The organism is Helicobacter heilmannii (assembly GCF_001283065.1).
Lineage (GTDB): Bacteria > Campylobacterota > Campylobacteria > Campylobacterales > Helicobacteraceae > Helicobacter > Helicobacter heilmannii.
The window spans coordinates 444,310-463,964 of sequence record NZ_CDMK01000001.1 but is presented as its reverse complement, the minus strand read 5'-3'; the positions used below and the strand labels follow the sequence as shown (position 1 = coordinate 463,964).

Here is a 19,655-nt window from a genome sequence, read left to right as displayed (position 1 = left end):
GTTGCTCTTGTATTGGATAGTTTGCATGTTATGCGTTATACAAACATAAAATTAACTAATACTTTAAGATGATTGTCTTTTATTATGCTCTAAAGAGCATGCGCCTTAGAGGCCTTATCTTTACGGGCTCGCTTATCGATTTGAACAGAAGCTCCACCCGTCTTTAGCGGGTTGTGGTTCATTCAATCTCTCTTGCCAAATAGAGTTCACATACAATCTAAGCCGAACCAGCAATGTTGTCCTTTATAGCTGGTAAGAACATCTAGGTCTATTAAAACCTTAATTAATTGAAGGGGTTAAAGGGTTTTTATAGGGGTTCAATGCATAGGATAGAATACTCGAGGATAGCTGGCTTTGACTTGTTAATAAATAAAACAAAGGAGTTTTATCAATGCCATGCCCTTGTTTAAGGCATAGGACACAATCTAGCAGAGCTTAAAAACTAACAACAGTCCCAAAGGCCACAAACCGGAATCGCTGGGTTACTGGCAATGGTGGCATTCGATGGAGCGGTCAAAGACGCTTTTCTCCTCTAGGTGGGGGCTTTGGGTGCGTAGGTAGTAGGTGGATTTGAGTCCAAGTTTCCACGCTAGGTGGTAGATTTCGTGCAAGAGTTTGCCATTGGCTTTATCGGGACGCAAAAAGAGATTGAGGCTTTGGCCTTGATCGATCCATTTTTGGCGCACGGCAGCTAGGCGGATCATGTCTTTAGGGTCAATGTCGTAAGCCGAGGTGTAGTAGTTCCAAGTGTCAAGGTTAAGTTCAGGTGCCACTACGGGGATCATCCCGCTCAAATTCTCTTCAAACCATTTCTTTTGGTAAATGGGTTCAATGGTTTGGGTCGTGCCCACTAGAATAGAGATCGAGCTGGTGGGCGCAACCGCCATCAAATAGCCATTTCTAAGCCCCTGTTCTTGTACCTGCGCTTTTAGGCGATCCCACGCGCAAACACTCTTATGCGAGCTCAACTCTAGGGCTTCTCTTTTGGCTCTATCCATAGGAAAAATACCCCTACTCCACGCCGAGCCTTCAAAGCAGGTGTAACTCCCTCGCTCTTTGGCTAGATCACTGCTCGCCTTGATCGTTTCATAGCTGATTTTCTCCATCAACGCGTCTATTTTAGTCGCGTGCTCTTTGCTCCCCCATGCAATTTGCGCTTGAGCGAGCATTTGCGCCTCGCCCATCACGCCAAGACCAATGGCACGGCTTTTTAGATTGGTTTTTTTGGCTTTGGCGGTGGGGTAGAAGTTCAAATCAATCACATTGTCGAGCATGCGCACGGCGATGGGCACGACCCGCTCAATGTCCTCTGGGGTGTGGATTTTGCTTAAATTTAAGCTAGCAAGGTTACACACGGCAAGCGCGCCCTCTTCGGGCACTTTAGTCGCCATGAAAATCTTTTGCCCGCTTAAAGAGTCGTTGCTGGTGAGCTTGTTTGCCTTTTTGCGAATGCCCGCATCGGTACAAACAATCGCCTCTTCCTCAAAGAACATCCGCTCCCCATTCTTAAAATCCACCTGTATTTTGTAGTGGCTGGATTTGGTGTTTTGGTAAATCTCGGTGCAGAGGTTAGAAGAGCGGATCAGCCCCGCGTGACCGTTGGGGTTGGCGTGGTTGGCGTTGTCCTTAAAGCCTAAAAAGGGCAAACCGCTTTCAAAGTAGTTGGTTAAAATGCGCTTCCACAGCGCGCGTGCGCTGATCTTCTCTTTACTAATATGGGGGTTTTGCTCGTAAGATAGGTATTTCTCTTTAAATGTATCCCCATAGCACTCGGTTAAATCCTTGCACACATAGGGGTCAAAGAGAGTCCAAACCTCGTCTTTTTCCACCCGTTCCATGAATAAATCGCAGATCCACAGCGCGGGGAAGAGATCGTGCGCTCGGCGGCGTTCATCCCCGCTGTTTTTGCGTAAATCTATGAACTCCAAAACATCCATGTGCCAAATTTCTAAATACACGGCGATCGCACCCTTTCTGGTGCCGAGCTGATCGACCGCGATCGCCACATCATTAACGATCTTTAAGAAGGGGATCACGCCCGCGCTCGCGCTCTTATGCCCGTCAATGTAACTGCCCAAACAGCGCACCTGACTAAAATCCCAGCCAATGCCTCCGCCATATTTTGAGAGCAAAGCCATGTCTTTATAGCTGTCAAAAATCCCCTCAATATTGTCCGGGGTCGAGCCCACATAGCAGGAGCTCAGTTGGTGGTTGGGGGTGCGGGCATTGGAGAGGGTAGGCGTGGCGCACATCATCTCAAAACGACTCAACACCCCGTAAAACTCAAGGGCTTTTTCATTGGGGTGGATTTCATTTTGCGCCAAGAACATGGCAATCGCCATAAACATGTGCTGGGGCAATTCGATCGGGTGGTTGTATTCGTCTTTAAGCAAATAGCGATCGTATAGAGTTTTAATACCTAAATAATTGAACTGCAAGTCGCGCTTTTGCTCAATTGCCTTGTCTAAAAGGTCTAGATCAAACTTTTCTTTAAAGCCTCGGACAATGCGCCCCTTGCTCTCGCCCAGCTCCAAATATTTTTTAAGGGGCAAGTAGCCCTGAAACCCGCTCACCTTTTCGTATAAATCCTCTAAAAAGAGCCTTGCGGCTACAAAGCTCCAGTTGGGTACATCAATGTCGATTTTATCTACCGCCATGCGGACTAAAGTCTGTGCCATATCTTGTGTGCCTAGGCTGTCTTTAAAGTATAGCTCGGCTTGCATCTCTAGCTCGCTAGCATCGATCCCCTCTATGCCCTTGGTGGCTTCTTGAATGCTGTGGTGTATCTTGTCCATGTTTATCGAGTCTGTGCGCTCGTTGCGCTTGATTGCTGTCATTTCCATAAAATTGCCTTTAATCGGTCATTTTTTGACACGGCGACGCGCCGTGGGGTCTAAAACTTTTTTGCGTATCCGTAGATTGAGCGGGGTGATTTCTAAGAGCTCATCCTCTTCGATCCACTCTAACGCCCTCTCTAGTGCCATCAGCCTTGGGGGGGTAAGCTTGATCGCGTCATCGCTCCCACTGGCGCGCATGTTGGTTAAGTGCTTGGATTTAATGGGATTGACCTCTAAATCATTGTCTCGGCTGTGCTCGCCAATCACCATGCCGACATAGACTTTTGTTTGCGGATTGATAAAGAGCACGCCCCGCTCTTGGATATTAAAGAGAGAAAACGCGCTGGCCTGCCCATTTTCCATGCTCACCAGTGCCCCGTTTTTGCGCGACTCCACGCCTCCGCTAAAGGGGCGAAACTCCAAGAAAGAATGGTTCATCACGCCCTCGCCCTTTGTGTCGGTCAGAAACTCACTGCGATAGCCAATCAGCCCCCTAGCGGGGATTTCAAACTCTAAACGGCTGTAGCCATCGTTCATGGGGTTCATCGCCTTCATTTCCGCCTTGCGTCGCCCGAGTCTTTCAATGATCGCCCCACTGAAGTCTTGGGGGGTGTCGATCACCAAATGCTCAAAGGGCTCTAATTTCACACCATCTTGCACTTTTACGATCACTTCAGGGCGGGAGATGCTAAACTCAAAGCCCTCACGGCGTAAGTTCTCGGCTAAAATGGTGATCTGCAATTCGCCTCGCCCGCTCACTTTAAATTTGCCCTCACCCATTTCCTCGCACTTCATGGCGATGTTGGTTTGCATTTCTTTTAGAAGGCGATCTTTGAGCTTGTTGGCTGTAACATGCTTGCCCTCCGTGCCGGCCAGCGGGGAGTCGTTGATCGCAAAGACCACGCTCATGGTGGGCTCTTCAAGATGCATGGGATCGAGCGGTTGGGGGTTGCTGGGATCGACCACGCTATCGCCCACATCCATCGCATTAAAGCCAGCTATAGCGACAATGTCGCCCGCCTGCGCCTGCTCGATCTCCATTCTTGCTAGCCCTAAAAAACCAATGAGCTTTGTGATGCGCCCCACTTCCTTGCTCCCATCGCTCTTGTATAAAGCGACCATGTCGCCTTTTTTGATCTGCCCGTTAAACACCCGCACAATGCCGATCTTGCCGATATAATTGTCGTAATCTAGGGTGAAGATTTGCATTTGTAGGGGGTTATTTGCCTCCCCACTGGGTGCATTCACATGCGATACGATCGTTTCAAACAGCGATTCTAAATTTTTCTTTTCATCGCCCAAATCTTTAATGGCGTAGCCATCGCGCGCGGCCGCATAGACTACGGGGAAGTCTAGCTGCGCATCGCTGGCTCCCATCGCCACGAACAAGTCAAAGACTTCATCCACCACCCGATCGGGTTCAGCAGCGGGCTTGTCGATTTTATTCACCACCACAATCGGGCAAATGCCAAAGCTGAGTGCCTTTTTGACTACAAATTTGGTTTGGGGCATCACGCCTTCTTGGGCATCCACTAAGAGCAACACGCCATCGACCATTTTCAACACCCGCTCCACTTCGCCCCCAAAGTCAGCATGCCCGGGGGTGTCTATAATGTTGATTTTTGTGTCCTTGTAGTGGATCGCCGTGTTTTTAGAAAGGATGGTGATCCCCCTCTCCCTTTCTAAGTCGTTGCTGTCCATCATGCGCTCATCGACCTTGTCGTGCTCACCAAAAGTCCCCGATTGGGTCAACAAACCATCCACCAAAGTCGTTTTGCCATGGTCGACATGCGCGATGACAGCGATATTCCTAATCTGTTGCATCTAAGCCTCTTGATTGTGATAGATTTTTGAGTGGGCTAGTATAGCCTAACTTTACTTAGGGCAAACCCCACGAAAATCTTAGTCTTTGTTGCGGAAAATGAATTTATCGATTTTAAAAAAGATAAATGCCCCGATGGTCTGACCCAAAAAAAGGTTGAGCCAAAGGGGGGTGTGCATCCACTCAAATAAGAGCATGAAGGGCAACATCACCACCGCTGAAACCATCCAACGCACCCAATAAATGAAAAATAAGCGGGTTTTATACTCTCCAAAAAGTTTCATGGCCTCTCTCCCAAAATGATTTCACGAAAGATAGCAAGATTAGGCGTATGGCTGGCTACCCCTCCCCTAAAAAGGCTAGTGCTTTTGCAACAATTTTTGAATGCGTTGTCCGTAGTGTGCATCTGCCTTTTTGAAGTGCTCCAATTGACGGCTAACGATGTCATTAGGCACACCTTTCATAGCATCGGCAACATTTTGGCAAGTACGCTCTTGTTCATCTTTAGGCATCAATCTAAAGAGATCGCCAGGCTGAGTGTAGTAATCGTTGTCATAATCTCTGAAGTTGTAGGCATAGACGGCCATTTCATCGGCAAGTTTGGCTAGCTCAAGCTTGGGCTCTTTGGCGTGCGGGGCTTCTTTGTAGCCGGGCAGTGAGCTTGGATCATAATTGCGCATCGCGCCGTAGTGCCCGTTTGTCATGAAGCCGTCGCGTGAAGAGGTGGCAAAGGGGCATTTGGGGGCATTCACGGGTAATTGGCTGTGGTTGATCCCTAGGCGGTAGCGCTGCGTATCCCCATAAGCAAAGAGCCGCCCTTGTAGCATCCGATCGGGGCTATAACCCACGCCCGGGATCACATGGGCGGGGTTGAAAGCGGATTGCTCCACTTCGGCAAAGTAGTTTTCAGGGTTTTTATTCAGCTCCAAAATACCTACTTCGATCAAGGGATAGTCTTTATGGCTCCACACCTTGGTTACATCAAAGGGGTGGAATTGATAGTTCTTGGCATCGCTCTCTGGCATGATTTGCATGCAAAAACGCCATTTGGGGAAGTCTTTATTTTCAATGGCTTCAAATAAATCCCGTTGGTGCGAGTCCATGTCGTGCATGCGGATTTTAGCCGCCTCTTCGCTGGTGAGGTTTTTGATCCCTTGCAGAGTTTTAAAGTGGAATTTTGCCCAAAAACGTTCGTTTTTCTCATTGATCAAGCTAAAAGTATGGCTACCATAGCCGTTCATGTGGCGGTAGCTTTTGGGGATGCCACGATCGCTCATCAAAATTGTAACTTGGTGCAAGCTTTCAGGTACCAAGCTCCAAAAGTCCCATACCATCGTAGCATCTTTTAGATTGGTTTTGGGGTGGCGTTTTTGGGTGTGGATGAAGTCAGGGAATTTTAAAGGGTCACGGATGAAGAACACGGGAGTGTTGTTGCCCACAATGTCCCAGTTGCCCTCTTCAGTGTAGAGTTTGAGCGCAAAGCCCCTAGGGTCACGCTCGGCATCGGCTGAGCCCTTTTCGCCCGCCACGGTGGAGAAGCGCAAGAAACAAGGGGTTTGTTTGCCCACTTGGTTAAAGAGTTTAGCTTTACTGTACTTGGTGATTTCGGTGCTGGTGATGGTTAAAGTCCCATAAGCCCCGCTGCCCTTGGCATGCACAACCCGCTCGGGGATGCGCTCTCGATCAAAATGCGCTAATTTTTCTAAAAACCAAGTATTTTGCAATAACACAGGACCCCTAGGCCCAGCGGTTAAAACATCCTGGTTAGACCCAATGGGCGTACCCGCGGCATTGGTTAAGGTAACATCTTTCATAAAAATCCTTTCTTTGCACGATTGGGTCAACAAGACCTAGCAGAGAGCATAGCACAAAAAGAGGAAACGCACCCTAAAAGGATGGGGATGGGGCTAAGAAGCCCCAAAAAGCGTTACAGCCCGTAACTAATGGCTGGGTTTTGGAGGTTTGGGGGAGTTATGGGGATTGTGGTGTTCGCCGCAGTGGCAAGCAAAGGGGCCAAAGGGACCCATAGTACCCATGCCATGCCCGTGTGGACCCATACCAGGACCACCCCAAAACAAGCCACTTTCTTTAAACTGTGCCCTGGTCATCTTAGCAATCCTAGCCTTCATGGCGACGCGGATCGCTTCCATGCGTTTACCAAAGTCCTCCATGGTCATATTGGCAGTGTTTTTATCCGCTGAGGCAAAGACCTTGTCGTAAAACTTTTTGCGTTGGACGGGATTCATGTGCTTGGTACGCTTGTAAAGTTCCATGCGGTAATCAGGCACTTGTTCTGGTGCGACTTTACCCGCCATGTCGATGAGCTCTTTGTCGCTCTTGCTCTCAAAGGGCCCTTGGGCAGCAAACAAGCCACTACAAAGCCCAGACAACACCAAGGCACTAACCCCTAGTTTTAATTTTGCCAATGTCATGAAAATCCTTTATTTGGAGATTTAAGCCCTTAACGGACCAACCCCCTCTTCAAAATTATTCGTGAGAGGCTGCAGGTTTCGCGCCAGCGGGGTGTGCGTGTTCGGCTTTAGCACCGTGTTCTTCATGCTCTTCATGTTCGCCCTTGTATTCTTTTTTATGGGCATGGTGCTCACCTTTGTGGTGCTCACCTTTTTTAGCGTGTTTGGGGTGGCACCAAATTTTATGTTCTTCACCCTTACAAACTTCAACACCAGCCAAGCCCATTTTTTTGAGTTCTTGGGGTTTGTGTTCTTGTTTCATTTTGTTGAGCTCTTCGGCGACCTCTTCGCGCAATTTGTTGAAGTCAGCCGTGCTCATTTTGGCGAAGTTGGCTTTAGCGGTTTTCTTCACCTGGTGTTTGAACTCTGCTTTGGCTTTGGGAGACTTGATTTTGCTCATCCGTTTAGCCACCTCTAAGCGGTATTGGATCACATCTTCGGCATCGTGCATGGTGCCCGCTTTTTGGATAAACTCTTTATTGCTTAGTTTAGAAAAATCCTCTGCTGCGTGTGCAACACCTAAAGCCAATAAACCCATTACGAAAATTTTTGCGAATTGACGCATAGACTACCTTTATGGAATTTGTGAAATCAAAAACGATTTAGAGTCTATCAATTCTTAGTTAAATTCTAGCTTAATGGCGTGTATTGAGAGCTGTTTTAGTGTGAGAGTGTAGCTTTAATTAACCACAGCTCGCAATATCCTTAAAGAAAGCTTTGGGCGAGGGGGAGCGCATTTTAGCAGCATGGAAAAACATGCACCGCGTGTCGGCATTTTGTAAATGCCAACTACTCAAATCTTGGTTGAAGTTCTTGGCGTAGGCAAACATCTGGTACATGTTGCGCACACGGCGTGTGTCCCAATGGTTGAGGGGGTGGTTAAAACTCTTGGCATAGAAAAACATCTTGCGCATGTTGAGCACATGGCTGGTGTTCCACTCGTTTAAAGGTTGGTTGAAGTTGAAAGCCCCGTAAAAGAGGTAGGACATGTTTTGCACATGGCTCACATCCCAATTTTCAATGGGGCGGTTGAAGGCAGTGGCGTATTTAAACATGCCTTGTAAATTCGTAGCACTGGCAAGTTTCCAATGGGTGATGTCACCATTGAAGTCGTAGGTGAGACTGAACATATAGCTCATGTCGCGGACATGTTCCACATCCCAGTGGTTTAGGTTTTGATTAAACTCGCGGCATGCATAAAACATAAAGCTCGTGTCTTGCACCCTTTGCATCTCCCAGTCATCCAAGGGTTGGTTAAAGGACGCAAAGGCAAACATGCCCTTCATGTTGGTCGCTTGGCTGGTGTCCCAACCGCTTAAGGGCACATCCACAACTCGCCCCATGAACATCGCTTCCATGTTTTTGACATGGCTCACATTCCAAGTTTCAATGCCAGATAGGTCGGTGCGGTTGCTGCCCATTTGGCAGTTGTCAAAAAGTCTTAGGATTTGGTTGTACTCTTTATCCTGTTCTGCCCACAGTGTGCCATTTTTAATGGGAAGTTGTTTTAAGCGGGTGTAAGTGTTGCCTTTGTCACAGAACAAATAACTCATATCTTCAATGAGGCTGGTATCAATGCTGGCTAGAGAAATCCTGGGGTCGTTGATGAGGGTAATGAGCTCGGCCTTGGTTTGCGGATAGTGTAGATATTTCAAGACATTGGGCGGCGTGCGTGGTGCTTGGCTTTGTGTATCGACTTGTTTATCATCTTGCATGGTGCTTTGAGGGGTTTTGGAGGCTTGTGTGTTTTGGATTTTTGTGCCCTCGAGGGGCGTGCCTAAGAAAATCCCCTGTACATTGGCTTGCTCTAAGTGCCACTGGCTGATGTCTTGGTTAAAGGCGGTGGCGTTGGCGAACATATAGCTGAGGTTTTTTGGGAAATTGTGGCGTGTACGATTCCAATGCGATAAGGGCTGGTTAAAGATTTTAGCATGGTAAAACATATAACTAAAATCCACCCCGCTAGAGGTGTTCCAGCTGTTTAAAGGTTGGTTAAAACGGGTGGCGTTGGCGAACATATAACTAAAATCCACCCCGCTAGAGGTGTTCCAGCTGTTTAAAGGTTGGTTAAAACGGGTGGCGTTGGCGAACATATAACTGAAGTTTTTTACCCGTGCGGTGTTCCAGTGTTGCAAGGGTTCATTGAAGTGCATTTGGTTCATGAACATCCCCTCCATGTTCTCCACATGGCTCACATCCCACTTGCCAATCCCACTAAAATCCTCCCGATAGGGTGTACACACGCCCTTTTTAACTAAGGGGTCTTGTAAACAAAATAAGTAGCTCATGTCCTTGATGTAGCGAGTGTTAATTTGGGTAAGGAGGATATGGGGGTTGCGCAAGAGGATTTGCAAGGCGGCCTTGTCTCTAGGCGTAAAAATTTGCGCTTCCAAAGACCCCACTAAAAAAAAAAAAAAAACTAAGATAGAAAAAGGATTCAATACAGGCACCCCTACAGATAGACAGATAATAAAAGCCTTGCAGAGACAAAAAAGCTCCTTGATAGTAACATGGAAAATGTTAAAAAAATATAAACTACTATTTTTTTGGGGGATTAAGAGCACCCTGTACGCCTTGTGCTATAGTTTAAATGCCGATAACCGATATAAGGCAACCAATATAAAGGAGTCCACATGCGCTCTAAATACTCTTGGATGCTTCTACCCGCTCTGATGGGGTCTTTAAATGCCGAAGAAAATGGTATTTTTCTTGAGGGCGGTTACCAACAAGGCAAGGCGCAATACAGCACAAATAAAAATGGCAAAAATGCCACAACGGCTAATTTAAAGGGCTTTGGCTTGCAAATCGGTTACCAAATGTTTGCTAATAAATACTTTGGTTTTAAGGTTTATGGTTTTTTCGATTACGCCCACACACAGGGCATTGAGTTCGCCAATAAGAATGCTTCAGGTAACCCCATTAACTGCCAAATGCCCGGGGGAGGGTTGCCCGGAGGGGCTATACCGCCTCTTCCCGGTGGGGTGCGCCCGCCTGCAGGTGTGCCCGGGGGTGTAGGCATGCCCCAATGCTCTGTTAATGTCATGGGCATTTTGCAACAAGTCGTGGGGAGCAACAAACCCGTGCAACCCAATATGCTGACCTATGGCGGAGGGGTGGATTTGATCGTCAATGTCCTTAGTAGCAAAATGATCGCCCTAGGCGTGATTGGGGGGATACAACTTGCGGGCAACTCGTGGATTCTTGCCACGCCCAACATCACCGATGTTGCCATGAAATACATGGATGTTAGCAAAAAAGCCACGGGTTTTCAATTCCTCTTCAATGTGGGCGGGCGCTTGCGCATCCTCAAACACAGCAGTATCGAAGCGGGCATTAAGTTTCCCATGTTGCGCAACAACCCATTTTTGCAAACCAAGAACGATGGGACCGTTTATCTGCGCCGGCTCTACTCTTGGTATGTCAACTACGCCTTCACCTTTTAGAGTGCATGTCAACGCTAAATACGCCCTGTGGTTCGGGATTGCTTAAAATCTAGGGGTGGTGACGATCCCATAAGCCCGCAGACTTATAATAAGTTTTTCTAAGATGGTGTTGCCAAGTAAACACCGGTGTGAGGTGGGCACCCCCTAAGACCTATAAAACCCAGTAAGCTCTGATCCCATAAGCCCAAATTTCTGCTGTATTTCTGCTATATCCACGCCTTAAAAGCACTGCTTTTCTTGGTTAAAGCAAGCAAGTAAGTCCATGGCTTTTTGTATCGGTCTAATGGGGAAATGGGTGTTGGTTTGGCAGGCGGGCACTATACACCTCTTCTCACTCAAAACAAGAGTTGCTCTACACAATATTGGGAGTTTGCGGCAGCACCACCGGACCAAGCACTATCTGCTAAAAACTTATGTGGGGTTGCTGGTGGGATTATCCTGCCTTTTGCTCTTTTTTAGCACATTCTTTTAATCTAGCCCCTTTAGCTCTGCTTGCTTTATAGAGCACAATCTTGGGCTTTAGACTGGCCTTGTATTGCCATTCTCTTATCTCTTAATGTTGCTTTAACTTGGTGATCCTAACCTCGCAGTCTTTTACGGGCTCAATTCCCCCTAGCCCAGCCCTAGTGTTTCTTTAGAGACTGCGCCCAGCTTTGGAACCCACTATGCTGGGGGGGTAGCTATTTACACGCTTTAAAAAGTAAGAAATAGAAACACCTCTTTAGAAGTGGGTTTTAAGAAAATGAGCAAAATATAGATTTATGGATTTATAAAGCCAAGCTAGGATCTTGCGCGCTTAGGGCGTTTGTACTGCTGGGGCTACCCCAAACCATAAACCCCTAACGCACATAGGCAGGTTGGATTAGGGGGAGTTCTCCGCCTTGAAGATTCACCTTTATCATGATTTGGTAGTGCCCCTTTAGGGGGAGATTAAAGGGGGGCAATAAACAGGTGCTTTCCTTCTTTTGCGTGGTGCAAGCGATGTTACCAAGGTCTAGGGTTTTTTGTTTTGTCCTTAGTACCGCCACGCTAAAAGTGGGGGCTAGAGCTTTGTGGTCTTTGTGTTGCACTTGTAGGCTTAGAGTGTTGTGCCAATTGGAGAGCCAAAGCAGGGGGGTGTTTTGGTTGATGTAAAAAGGAAAGAGCGGTTCGACTTTTTGGTTGCCATTCACTAGCTCAAGGCTATAGGTCTGCCTAAAGGCGTTGTAAGTGGAGAGCATACCATTGATGTGGCTATCAGTGTAGGTGTGCTGGTGCAAGTAGGAATTATCGCTTTGGGGGGTGTATTTGATCGCCACAATCACTAGGGCCACAACTAGGCTTAAACCGATGAGCAAAATAGACAAAATCCCTAGGGGCCAATAATTTTTTTCTTCAGTTTCCATGTTTTCTTGCTCCAAAGAAGTAACCATAAAAGAAAAACGCCAAGAGCGAGCATAAGAGAATGTAGAGCGTGGTCTTTGTCACGCTGTTGGCGTACTCTTCTTTGATGTTGTTTTCTAGGGTGATGTGGTGCTTGCGGGCGATGGCATCTGCCATGTAGGTGTAGCCATTCAGCAGGGCAAAGGAAAAACGGGCGTTGTTTTTAGCCATGTCCTTGCCCCACTCTTTGGGTAAAAAGGGAGCGATGCGCTCAAAAAAAATCTGGTCTGTGGGGATTAAATCCTTGGGATTAGACACAATGTCGATTTTTTGTGCCCTAAAGTGGGCAAAAAGGGTGACAAAGGGGGGGTGCAGGGCTTTTAACTTAACTTGCTGGTAGGCTAAACGCCCAGCCTTATCTAGGGTGTCGGGGCTGTCTTTTAAAAACAATACAAAAGAAACTCCCGTTTTGTCAAACAATTCGCTAGACACCTTTTGCACGAGCCCCGCACTCTTGGCGACCAAATGCCCTACTTCGTTGTCGAGCACGAAACTTTGAGCGTGTAAAAAGCCGGCAAAGAGCAGGCAAGCTAAGAGTTTCACACAGCAAAGAGAAAAGGGCGGGCAAAGAACAGCACAACCGTGATGACGAATAAAATGATTAAGAACAACCCAAGCAGTTTCTCCATCCCTGTAAACATGCACTACTCCTTGTGTACTTGATAAAATTCATGTTTGTTGCCAAACATCTGTAAGCTTTTGGTGTCTAGCTTGTAGTAATGTGTGGACTCTTCTTGTTGGATATGCACGGCTTTTAAACCAAAGAACACAACTGCCACCAACAGCACCACCACCACGATGAGATTGCCTAAAATCCCGTTTAAGCCAAATAACCCGTTCATCATTCATCTCCTTGCAAGGATTGGATATAAGTTGCCAACGCTTTCACTTGTGTGGGGCTAAAGTGGCGGTAAGCAAAGCTAGGCATTTCACCGATGTGCCCCTTTTTGCCCTTTTCTAGCACTTCTTGTAAAAAGGCGGGGGTGCCATAGTGGGTTAAATCCGCTGCCATGCCTCCCTGTCCCTTGCCATCAGCTCCGTGGCAACTCGCACAAGTGCTTTGGAAAATGGCCTGCCCTTTTTGGACTAATTGGGGGTATTCGGTGTGGTGCACGGCTGAGATGTCTGCCATGACATAGCTAGCCACCGCTTTGGCATCCTCAGCACCTAAGCCCATAGGAGGCATCTCGCCCGCTTGATAACCTAGCCCCACTGAGCCCTGATTGATCACTTCCTCAATCCCCGCCTCTTTGCCCCATTTGACGAGGTTTCTTGCGGTGTTGTTTAGTCCCGTGGCCTCTAAACCGTGGCATTGCGAGCATTGCACCAAGAAAATACCCTGCCCCATTTGCTCTAGGTCTTTTTCTTTGAGATTCTGCCATTTAGCCTCAAAGTTTTTATTGTAGGTGGCGACCTCTTTATTGTACTCGCCAAGTTGTGAGTAACTGGACATAGGATAACCCATGAAGATGTACCACAGCCCCCACACGATGATGGCTAAAAAGCTCACCACCCAACCCATAGGAATGTCGTTTAAAAACTCCCCGATGCCATCGTAGTTGTGGTTCTCCCCACCATAAAGTTTGCCCTCCGCCTTGCTCTCGCGCATGGCCTTAAACAAAGAGGAGCTCACGCTGAGCGTGGCGATCAAAATCACAAGGGCGGCGCATAGAGCAAACAGATTAATGTGGTCCTTTAAAATATCCATCTTTAGCCTTTCTTATGGGATGCGTGCCGGGGTTCAATGGGCGTGTCGCTTAGCTCATCTTGCAGGGCGAGTTGGCTGTAGCGCTCGTAATCGGTGATGCCCTTTTTATCTTTGATGTACATGGATGCGATGTAAAAGTACAAAAAGAGCGTGAATAAGACCGTGAAAAAGGCGTAGGCAAAGCCTCTTAAAGTGTCGATGTCCATTTACTGCCCCTTTGCATTAACTTTGGGGACTTCAATGCGCCCTTGCCCCAAGCTGTTTAAATAGGCGATCAACGCCACGATCTCTTTGACCCTCCCCTCTTTTAAAGCGGCTTTAATATCTGGGTCTTGCATATGCTCTACAATACCCTTAGCCTCCTCTAAGAAAAGCTTTTTTGCCTTTTCTTTGTCGCCTAGCTGCACGCCGCCGGGTTTGTCGTAGGGCACATTAAAGACCTCTTTTTGGGTGTAGGCTTCGGCAAAGGCGGTGTTAAAGTCCGCATCTTTTTTAAAGAGGTGTTTGTAAGCGGGCATGATGCTGCCGGGCACCACGCTGGTGGGATCTAGCATGTGTTTTTCATGCCACGCAGTGGTGCGCACATCGCCCACGCGGTGCAAATCAGGACCAATGCGCCGAGACCCCCACAAGAAAGGGCGATCGTAGGCGTATTCTCCACTTAGGCTATAAGCCCCATAGCGTTGCACTTCAGCTTGAAAGGGGCGGATGAGTTGGGAGTGGCAGTTGTAGCACCCCTCATTGATATACACCTGCCGCCCGGCGGTTTCTAAAATACTGTAGGGTTTGAGCCCTTCAATGGGGCGGGCGGATTTAAAGAAGTTAGGCAAAATCTCCACCACACCTGCCACCGCAAAGGCAACTACAAAGGCGAGCGTGAAAAAGAATGGGTTTTTTTCTAAAAAAGTAAACATCTGCGCTCCTTATTGCATGCCCATGGGCGTGGCGTAGGCAGGTTCTTTTTCCAAAACGCGCCCCTTTTGGATCGTCATCACCACATTGTAAAGGAAGATGAAGAACCCAATGAGATATAAGCTACCACCAAAACCGCGGATCACATAGTAGGGGATCAACACCCGTACGGTGTCGACAAATTGATAGACCAAGTTGCCGTATTGATCCACATCGCGCCACATCATCCCTTGTGTGATCCCCGCAATCCACATGGAGGAGAAGTAAAGCACGATGCCTAAAGTCATGAGCCAAAACTGCACATCCATGAGTTTGCCGGAATAAATTTCTCGTTTAAACACACGGGGCACCATGTGATAAACCGCTGCAATGAGTGTAAAGCCCACCCATCCAAGCACGCCGTCATGCACATGCCCGATGATCCAATCGGTAAAATGCGCGAGGGCATTGACGGAGCGGATGGCCTGAATAGAGCCTTCTAAAGTGGAGAGCATGTAAAAGGTGCTTGCTAAAACCAAGAATTTAATGAGGGGTGATTCTTTGAGTTGGTGCCATTGCCCCCTTAAAGTCAAGAGCATGTTGATCGCCGTCCCCCAAGAAGGGATGATGAGAATCACAGAGAAGACAGAAGACAAGGTTTGCACCCAATCGGGCACTGTGGAGTAAATCAAGTGGTGTCCACCCGCCCAAATGTAGACAAACATCAAGCTCCAAAAGGAAAATAAAGTGAGCTTGTAAGAGAAAATGGGCTGTCCGCTCTCTTTAGGCAAAAAGTAGTAAATAGTGCCGATCACCCCGCTAGTAAATACAAACGCCACCGCATTGTGCCCCCACCACCATTGCACGAGGGCATCGTTGCTACCCGCATACATGGAAATGGAGTGCCAAAGGCTGCCGGTGTGGGCGACTAGGTAAGTGGGGATAGACAGGTTATTGAAGATGTAGAGCACGGCGATGCCTACATAGGTTGCAATGTAATACCAAAGCGAAACATAGATCGTGTTTTCGCGTCTAACGCCCATGCTGCCAAACATGCTAATGCCCCACAGCACCCACACCACCACGACCAAAATATCTAAAGGCCAAGCAAGTTCAGCGTATTCCTTGCTTTGGGTGATCCCACCTAGCAAGCTCACCACTGCCAAGATCAAAGTGATGATCCAAATCCAAAAGTGCAGGTAACCCACCGCTTTTAAAAATGGATAGTCGTGATAGGTAATTTTTAAGACCCTTTGTCCAAAATAATACCAGCTTGCCCAAATCCCACCCAAGGTGAAGCCGTAAATCACACCATTGGTGTGTACGGGGCGCAAACGCCCAAAAATGCCATATTCACCCAAAATATAGTTGAGCTTGGGAAAGGCTAGCTGAAACGCTAAAACCACCCCGATCAACATGCCAATGACCCCAAAGGCGATCATGGCAATGATGAAAAGTCGGGCGATTGAATAATCGTACTCAGTGGAAGTTTTAGCTGTAGCTGCCACTGAAGCACTGCTTGCATAGCCATGTTGCACGCTTACATCCATGCGTTCTCCTTCGTAAAAATATCACACAAACTGAAATTATAGCACAGATTAGGCGAATCGCGTTTAATTTAATATCCTTTTTGGCGTTTATTAAATTAAAAAAGGTTAAAAAAGGGCGCGTACTTTCTCCACAATGGACACATCCTGGCTCAAATCCAAGAAATGAAAAGCATCGCCACTCTGCTGTGTACCCTGCAGCAAGTCGCCCGAGTTGCGGTATTTTAAATCCAAATTGGCGATCTCAAAGCCATCTAAGGTTTGGCTAAAGTCGTGTAAACGGCGGTTAGTGGGCTGGTGGGTGAAAAGATAGCAATAGCCTTTGCCCCCAAGCCTTGCCACCCGTCCCCTTAATTGGTGCAAGGTCGCTAGTCCCAAGCGCTCGGGCCCCACCACCACGATGGTGGAGAGTTTAGGTAAGCTGATGCCCACTTCGATTAAAGTTGTGGCGAGCAAGAGCTGCCCCTCTTTGACAAAGCCCTCCATAATGTTCTCCTTGTCCTTGTCCTTGCCGCTCACCACAAAGACCTTTTCAAAGCGTTTTTGCCAATAGGGCGCGCCCTCTTTTAAAGAGAGATAATCCATTCTCTCGCTCTCTTCTACTAGGGGATAAATGACCGCCACTTGTTTATCCGCTCTGATCTCGGCTTTGATGTGGGTTAAGAGGGCGTTGAATTGGGGTTTATCCACGATGCGGGTTTGGATGTCCTTTTGGTGGGGCTTGTCTTTTAATAAGCTTGTGGCGACAAACTTAGAGCTCATCATGGCCAAAGTTCTTGGGATAGGCGTGGCAGAGAATTGCAGATAGTGGGGCTTGTTGCCCGCCTTGGTAGCTAGAGTTTGCAGGGTGTGGCGCTGTTTGGTGCCAAAGCGGTGCTGTTCATCGCTGATCACCAACGCCACCTTGGAAGTGTCTAAGGGGGCGTAGAGCAAGGCGGTGGTGCCAACAACGAAATCCGCCTCCTCAAAGGCCTCTTTTTGTTTATGCGCCATCCCGCCTAAGAGCAATAAGGGCTTGATGCTTTTAGGCAAGTATTTTAGGGCTTCGGTGTAAATTTGCTTGGCTAAAATGCTTGTGGGGGCCATAAGTAGGCTCTTATAGGGGGCACACAGAGCCACGCTGGCTAAGATCACCATTGTTTTGCCACAACCCACATCGCCCATCACTAGCCGTTTTGTAGCCTTAAAGCCTTGCATGTCCTGTTGGATGGCATTGATCGCCTTTTGCTGATCGTTAGTGAGCGTAAAGGGCAGGTTACTCACAAACTCGGCTAAGGCTTTTGTGTTGGCGTGTTGGCTAAATTTTGCTGGGAAGTCAAAAATCTTGGAGTTCAGGGCGCACATATATGTCAAGGCTTCTATATATTTTAGGGCTTGCAGATGGGGGGTGGCAAACCCCTTGTGTGCATTGTAGGCTAGGGCAAAGTCCATTGTGGGGTGGAAAATTTCATCTAAGTGTTGCACTACCTGCAAAGGCACACCTAAGTTGGTGAGCTTTTCTAAGTTTTGAGGGATGAGGGTGGCTAGACAAAAATCCAGGTAGGTTTTGTACTGGTCTTGTTTTAAAAAGGCGGGCAGCTTCTTGCAATCCTTGTCAAAGCGCAGAGCGATGGTATTTGGCTTGTTGATGGTTTTGGGGTTGAGCATTTGCAGGGCATTGGTGTAGGGGTTGGTGCTCAATTTGCCATAGACAAAGTAGCTTTTTTGAGTGAAGATTTTAAGGTGGTAGGGGGTGTGGTTGAAGAAGACCAAGTCTAGAGGCTGTTGGCTTGCCTTGACCATAGTTTGGATTTTTAGGGTTTTGCTCATGTGTGTGCCCATATACTCCACCTCCACACAACCAATGCTCCCCGGCTCTAGGGTGTCTAGCAAGTTGTAGGGGGTATAGGCTTTAGGGGGGTTTAAAATGATCTCTAAGAAATGGGCTAAAGGCAAACCCACGCCCAAATCCAAATTCGGATAAATCCCTCCCATTTTTGTTGACAACATGGCATTATCTTTAACTTAGATTTAATAAAGCATGGTTATTATAGCCCAAAAAGGAAGTGGATGAACTCCAAACTCTTACGCTTTTTAGGATTTTCAGTTTTAGCCGCGACTGGGGCATTCAGCTTGCAAGCCTGTAAAGACACGAGCAAAACATCTAGCCAACGCGCCAAGCCCGCAGATGCCAAGATCGTCAATCAGACCAAAAACGCTGACTCCAAAGCCCTTAATAAAATGACTTTGGTGAAATCCAGCAAAGCAAACAACATCGAATCGGGCTTAGACCACCAAATCGATGATGCCAAAACGACCAATAAGATCGACCGCATTGTAGATGAAGAAAACGCTATCCAAGAAGCCACGCAGGGTACAAGCCCCATCTACACCCCGCAAAACAGCAATATTCTCCAAAATTGGACCAACCACGAGGACAACCTCGCCTCGCCCTTAAACCACAATTATTAACCTAAGGACACCCATTTTAACACTGACACGCAAACTTGCCTTGATGGTGGGTGCTGTTGGTGCTTTGTTACCGCCACTGCAGGCTGCCAAGAGCCGGACATTTCTGCTTAGTCAATACCAAGTGGGGCAAATGCAGTTTTTCACCTACCAAAATGGCACCCCCGTGAAAAATGTCCGTACCATCGAGGGGGCAAGCATCGTCTATGGCTATGAATACAACCCTCTAGACCGTTGGCTTTACACCCGTTACTACGGCTTTTTGGACTATGGGTATGTGATCTTAGACCCTAGGGGTAAGATTGAAACAAACATGTTCACTTATGGGGTGGGGGCGGACATTGTGATCGAATACAATAAAAACCCACTCAATGTGTGGGGGCTCTTTTATGGGATGATGGTGGCGGGCAACACTTGGACCACCTCTAAGTTCTCACAAAACTTCTTTGTGGAAAACTACAACTCTTTCACGAGTTTTTCGTTTAAAGGGACTTATTTTAGACTCTTAGGGCAGGTGGGCATCCGTTTCCAGACCGTGATTCTCTACCACGATGTGTCTTTTGAATTTGGGATCAAGTTCCCCTTTGACACCGAGCTAGGCTCGCGATTTGTCCGTAATTACAGCATATTTGTGTCACACACTTGGTATTTTTAGGGAATGCCTAAAGCATCCTAATCCCCCACAGATAGGTATTTGGTGCTCTTGCAACCTAAATCATTTTTTATTAATGTGGCATTTGGCATCTGTCTTTGCTCTTGGGGGTAAGCCCCCAAACCCCCAAGAGAGTTCTAGAAGTAAAAAAATCAATTTGACTTTAGCTGTTTAACGCCACTGCAGTAAAAAGGGCTTTTGTGTTGGTCGTATGGAACATACAGCGTAAAGAAAAGGTGTAAAGAGACAGAAGTTAAGATTACAATGGATAATCTGCACCTTAACACGGCTAAAAAGTAGCTTTTAGAGACTTTGCACTCAAGACCTTAGAGTTTTGGAAGAGTAATGGGGGTTGCTTGTTTGGGTCTGTTTGGAAAGCCAAGTAAAGTAATAGCTTGACCCCCCCCAAAAAAA

At 47.4% G+C, this 19,655-nt stretch carries 18 protein-coding genes; 3 read left to right on the top strand and 15 right to left on the bottom strand.

From position 1 onward, the window contains the following. Positions 1-482: 482 nt before the first annotated feature. From AOG36_RS02275 to AOG36_RS02245, 7 genes are all read right to left on the bottom strand, one after another. Entirely contained in the window at positions 483-2,843 is a 2,361-nt protein-coding gene (locus AOG36_RS02275) for a ribonucleoside-diphosphate reductase subunit alpha (protein WP_015106196.1), read from the bottom strand. Positions 2,844-2,861: 18 nt separating this feature from the next. Further along, positions 2,862-4,661 carry a translational GTPase TypA gene (gene typA, locus AOG36_RS02270; RefSeq protein WP_015106195.1) on the bottom strand — a complete coding sequence of 600 codons (1,800 nt, stop codon included), beginning with the start codon at positions 4,659-4,661 and terminating at the stop codon, positions 2,862-2,864. Positions 4,662-4,739: 78 nt separating this feature from the next. After that, complete coding sequence (locus AOG36_RS02265) at positions 4,740-4,943, bottom strand: hypothetical protein (protein ID WP_015106194.1); 204 nt, start codon at positions 4,941-4,943, stop codon at positions 4,740-4,742. Positions 4,944-5,018: 75 nt separating this feature from the next. Further along, positions 5,019-6,479, bottom strand: coding sequence for a catalase (locus AOG36_RS02260; RefSeq protein WP_084815796.1), 1,461 nt, complete (start codon positions 6,477-6,479; stop codon positions 5,019-5,021). A 120-nt stretch (positions 6,480-6,599) separates the two neighbouring features. Continuing rightward, positions 6,600-7,091: a DUF1104 domain-containing protein gene (locus AOG36_RS02255; protein ID WP_084815782.1), complete on the bottom strand. Its 492-nt coding sequence runs from the start codon at positions 7,089-7,091 to the stop codon at positions 6,600-6,602. 55 nt (positions 7,092-7,146) lie between these two features. Then, positions 7,147-7,695, bottom strand: coding sequence for a DUF1104 domain-containing protein (locus tag AOG36_RS02250; protein WP_053825419.1), 549 nt, complete (start codon positions 7,693-7,695; stop codon positions 7,147-7,149). Between the two features lie 118 nt (positions 7,696-7,813). Then, positions 7,814-9,532 carry a BspA family leucine-rich repeat surface protein gene (locus AOG36_RS02245; RefSeq protein WP_370696087.1) on the bottom strand — a complete coding sequence of 573 codons (1,719 nt, stop codon included), beginning with the start codon at positions 9,530-9,532 and terminating at the stop codon, positions 7,814-7,816. Between the two features lie 231 nt (positions 9,533-9,763). Here AOG36_RS02245 and AOG36_RS02240 point away from each other — a divergent pair, with 231 nt between their 5' ends. Next, entirely contained in the window at positions 9,764-10,573 is an 810-nt protein-coding gene (locus AOG36_RS02240; protein WP_015106185.1) for an outer membrane protein, read from the top strand. 839 nt (positions 10,574-11,412) lie between these two features. Here AOG36_RS02240 and AOG36_RS02235 read toward each other — a convergent pair. From AOG36_RS02235 to recG, 8 genes are all read right to left on the bottom strand, one after another. Next, positions 11,413-11,958, bottom strand: a complete 546-nt coding sequence (locus AOG36_RS02235; RefSeq protein WP_015106182.1) for a hypothetical protein — start codon at positions 11,956-11,958, stop codon at positions 11,413-11,415. Beyond that, a complete protein-coding gene (locus tag AOG36_RS02230; RefSeq protein ID WP_015106181.1) occupies positions 11,948-12,538 on the bottom strand; it encodes a hypothetical protein in 591 nt (196 codons plus the stop codon). Before AOG36_RS02230 ends, AOG36_RS02235 begins: the two co-directional genes overlap by 11 nt. Positions 12,539-12,639: 101 nt before the next feature. Beyond that, a complete protein-coding gene (locus AOG36_RS02225) occupies positions 12,640-12,840 on the bottom strand; it encodes a DUF4006 family protein (protein WP_015106180.1) in 201 nt (66 codons plus the stop codon). Further along, the gene (gene ccoP / locus AOG36_RS02220; RefSeq protein WP_015106179.1) at positions 12,837-13,703 is read right to left on the bottom strand and encodes a cytochrome-c oxidase, cbb3-type subunit III; all 867 of its coding nucleotides are present in this window, start codon (positions 13,701-13,703) and stop codon (positions 12,837-12,839) included. The genes AOG36_RS02225 and ccoP overlap by 4 nt, the downstream gene beginning before the upstream one ends. Before the next feature lie 2 nt (positions 13,704-13,705). Continuing rightward, positions 13,706-13,909, bottom strand: coding sequence for a cytochrome c oxidase, cbb3-type, CcoQ subunit (locus tag AOG36_RS02215; protein ID WP_015106177.1), 204 nt, complete (start codon positions 13,907-13,909; stop codon positions 13,706-13,708). Next, complete coding sequence (gene ccoO, locus AOG36_RS02210) at positions 13,910-14,617, bottom strand: cytochrome-c oxidase, cbb3-type subunit II (protein ID WP_015106176.1); 708 nt, start codon at positions 14,615-14,617, stop codon at positions 13,910-13,912. Positions 14,618-14,626: 9 nt separating this feature from the next. Continuing rightward, positions 14,627-16,144 carry a cytochrome-c oxidase, cbb3-type subunit I gene (gene ccoN / locus AOG36_RS02205; RefSeq protein ID WP_202903433.1) on the bottom strand — a complete coding sequence of 506 codons (1,518 nt, stop codon included), beginning with the start codon at positions 16,142-16,144 and terminating at the stop codon, positions 14,627-14,629. A gap of 105 nt (positions 16,145-16,249) precedes the next feature. Then, positions 16,250-18,130, bottom strand: coding sequence for an ATP-dependent DNA helicase RecG (gene recG / locus AOG36_RS02200; protein ID WP_015106174.1), 1,881 nt, complete (start codon positions 18,128-18,130; stop codon positions 16,250-16,252). 60 nt (positions 18,131-18,190) lie between these two features. On the opposite strand from recG, the gene AOG36_RS02195 reads away from it, so the two are divergent. Continuing rightward, positions 18,191-18,592 carry a hypothetical protein gene (locus AOG36_RS02195; protein WP_015106173.1) on the top strand — a complete coding sequence of 134 codons (402 nt, stop codon included), beginning with the start codon at positions 18,191-18,193 and terminating at the stop codon, positions 18,590-18,592. Between the two features lie 43 nt (positions 18,593-18,635). Then, positions 18,636-19,244: an outer membrane protein gene (locus AOG36_RS02190; protein WP_053825417.1), complete on the top strand. Its 609-nt coding sequence runs from the start codon at positions 18,636-18,638 to the stop codon at positions 19,242-19,244. The last annotated feature ends 411 nt before the right edge of the window (positions 19,245-19,655 follow it).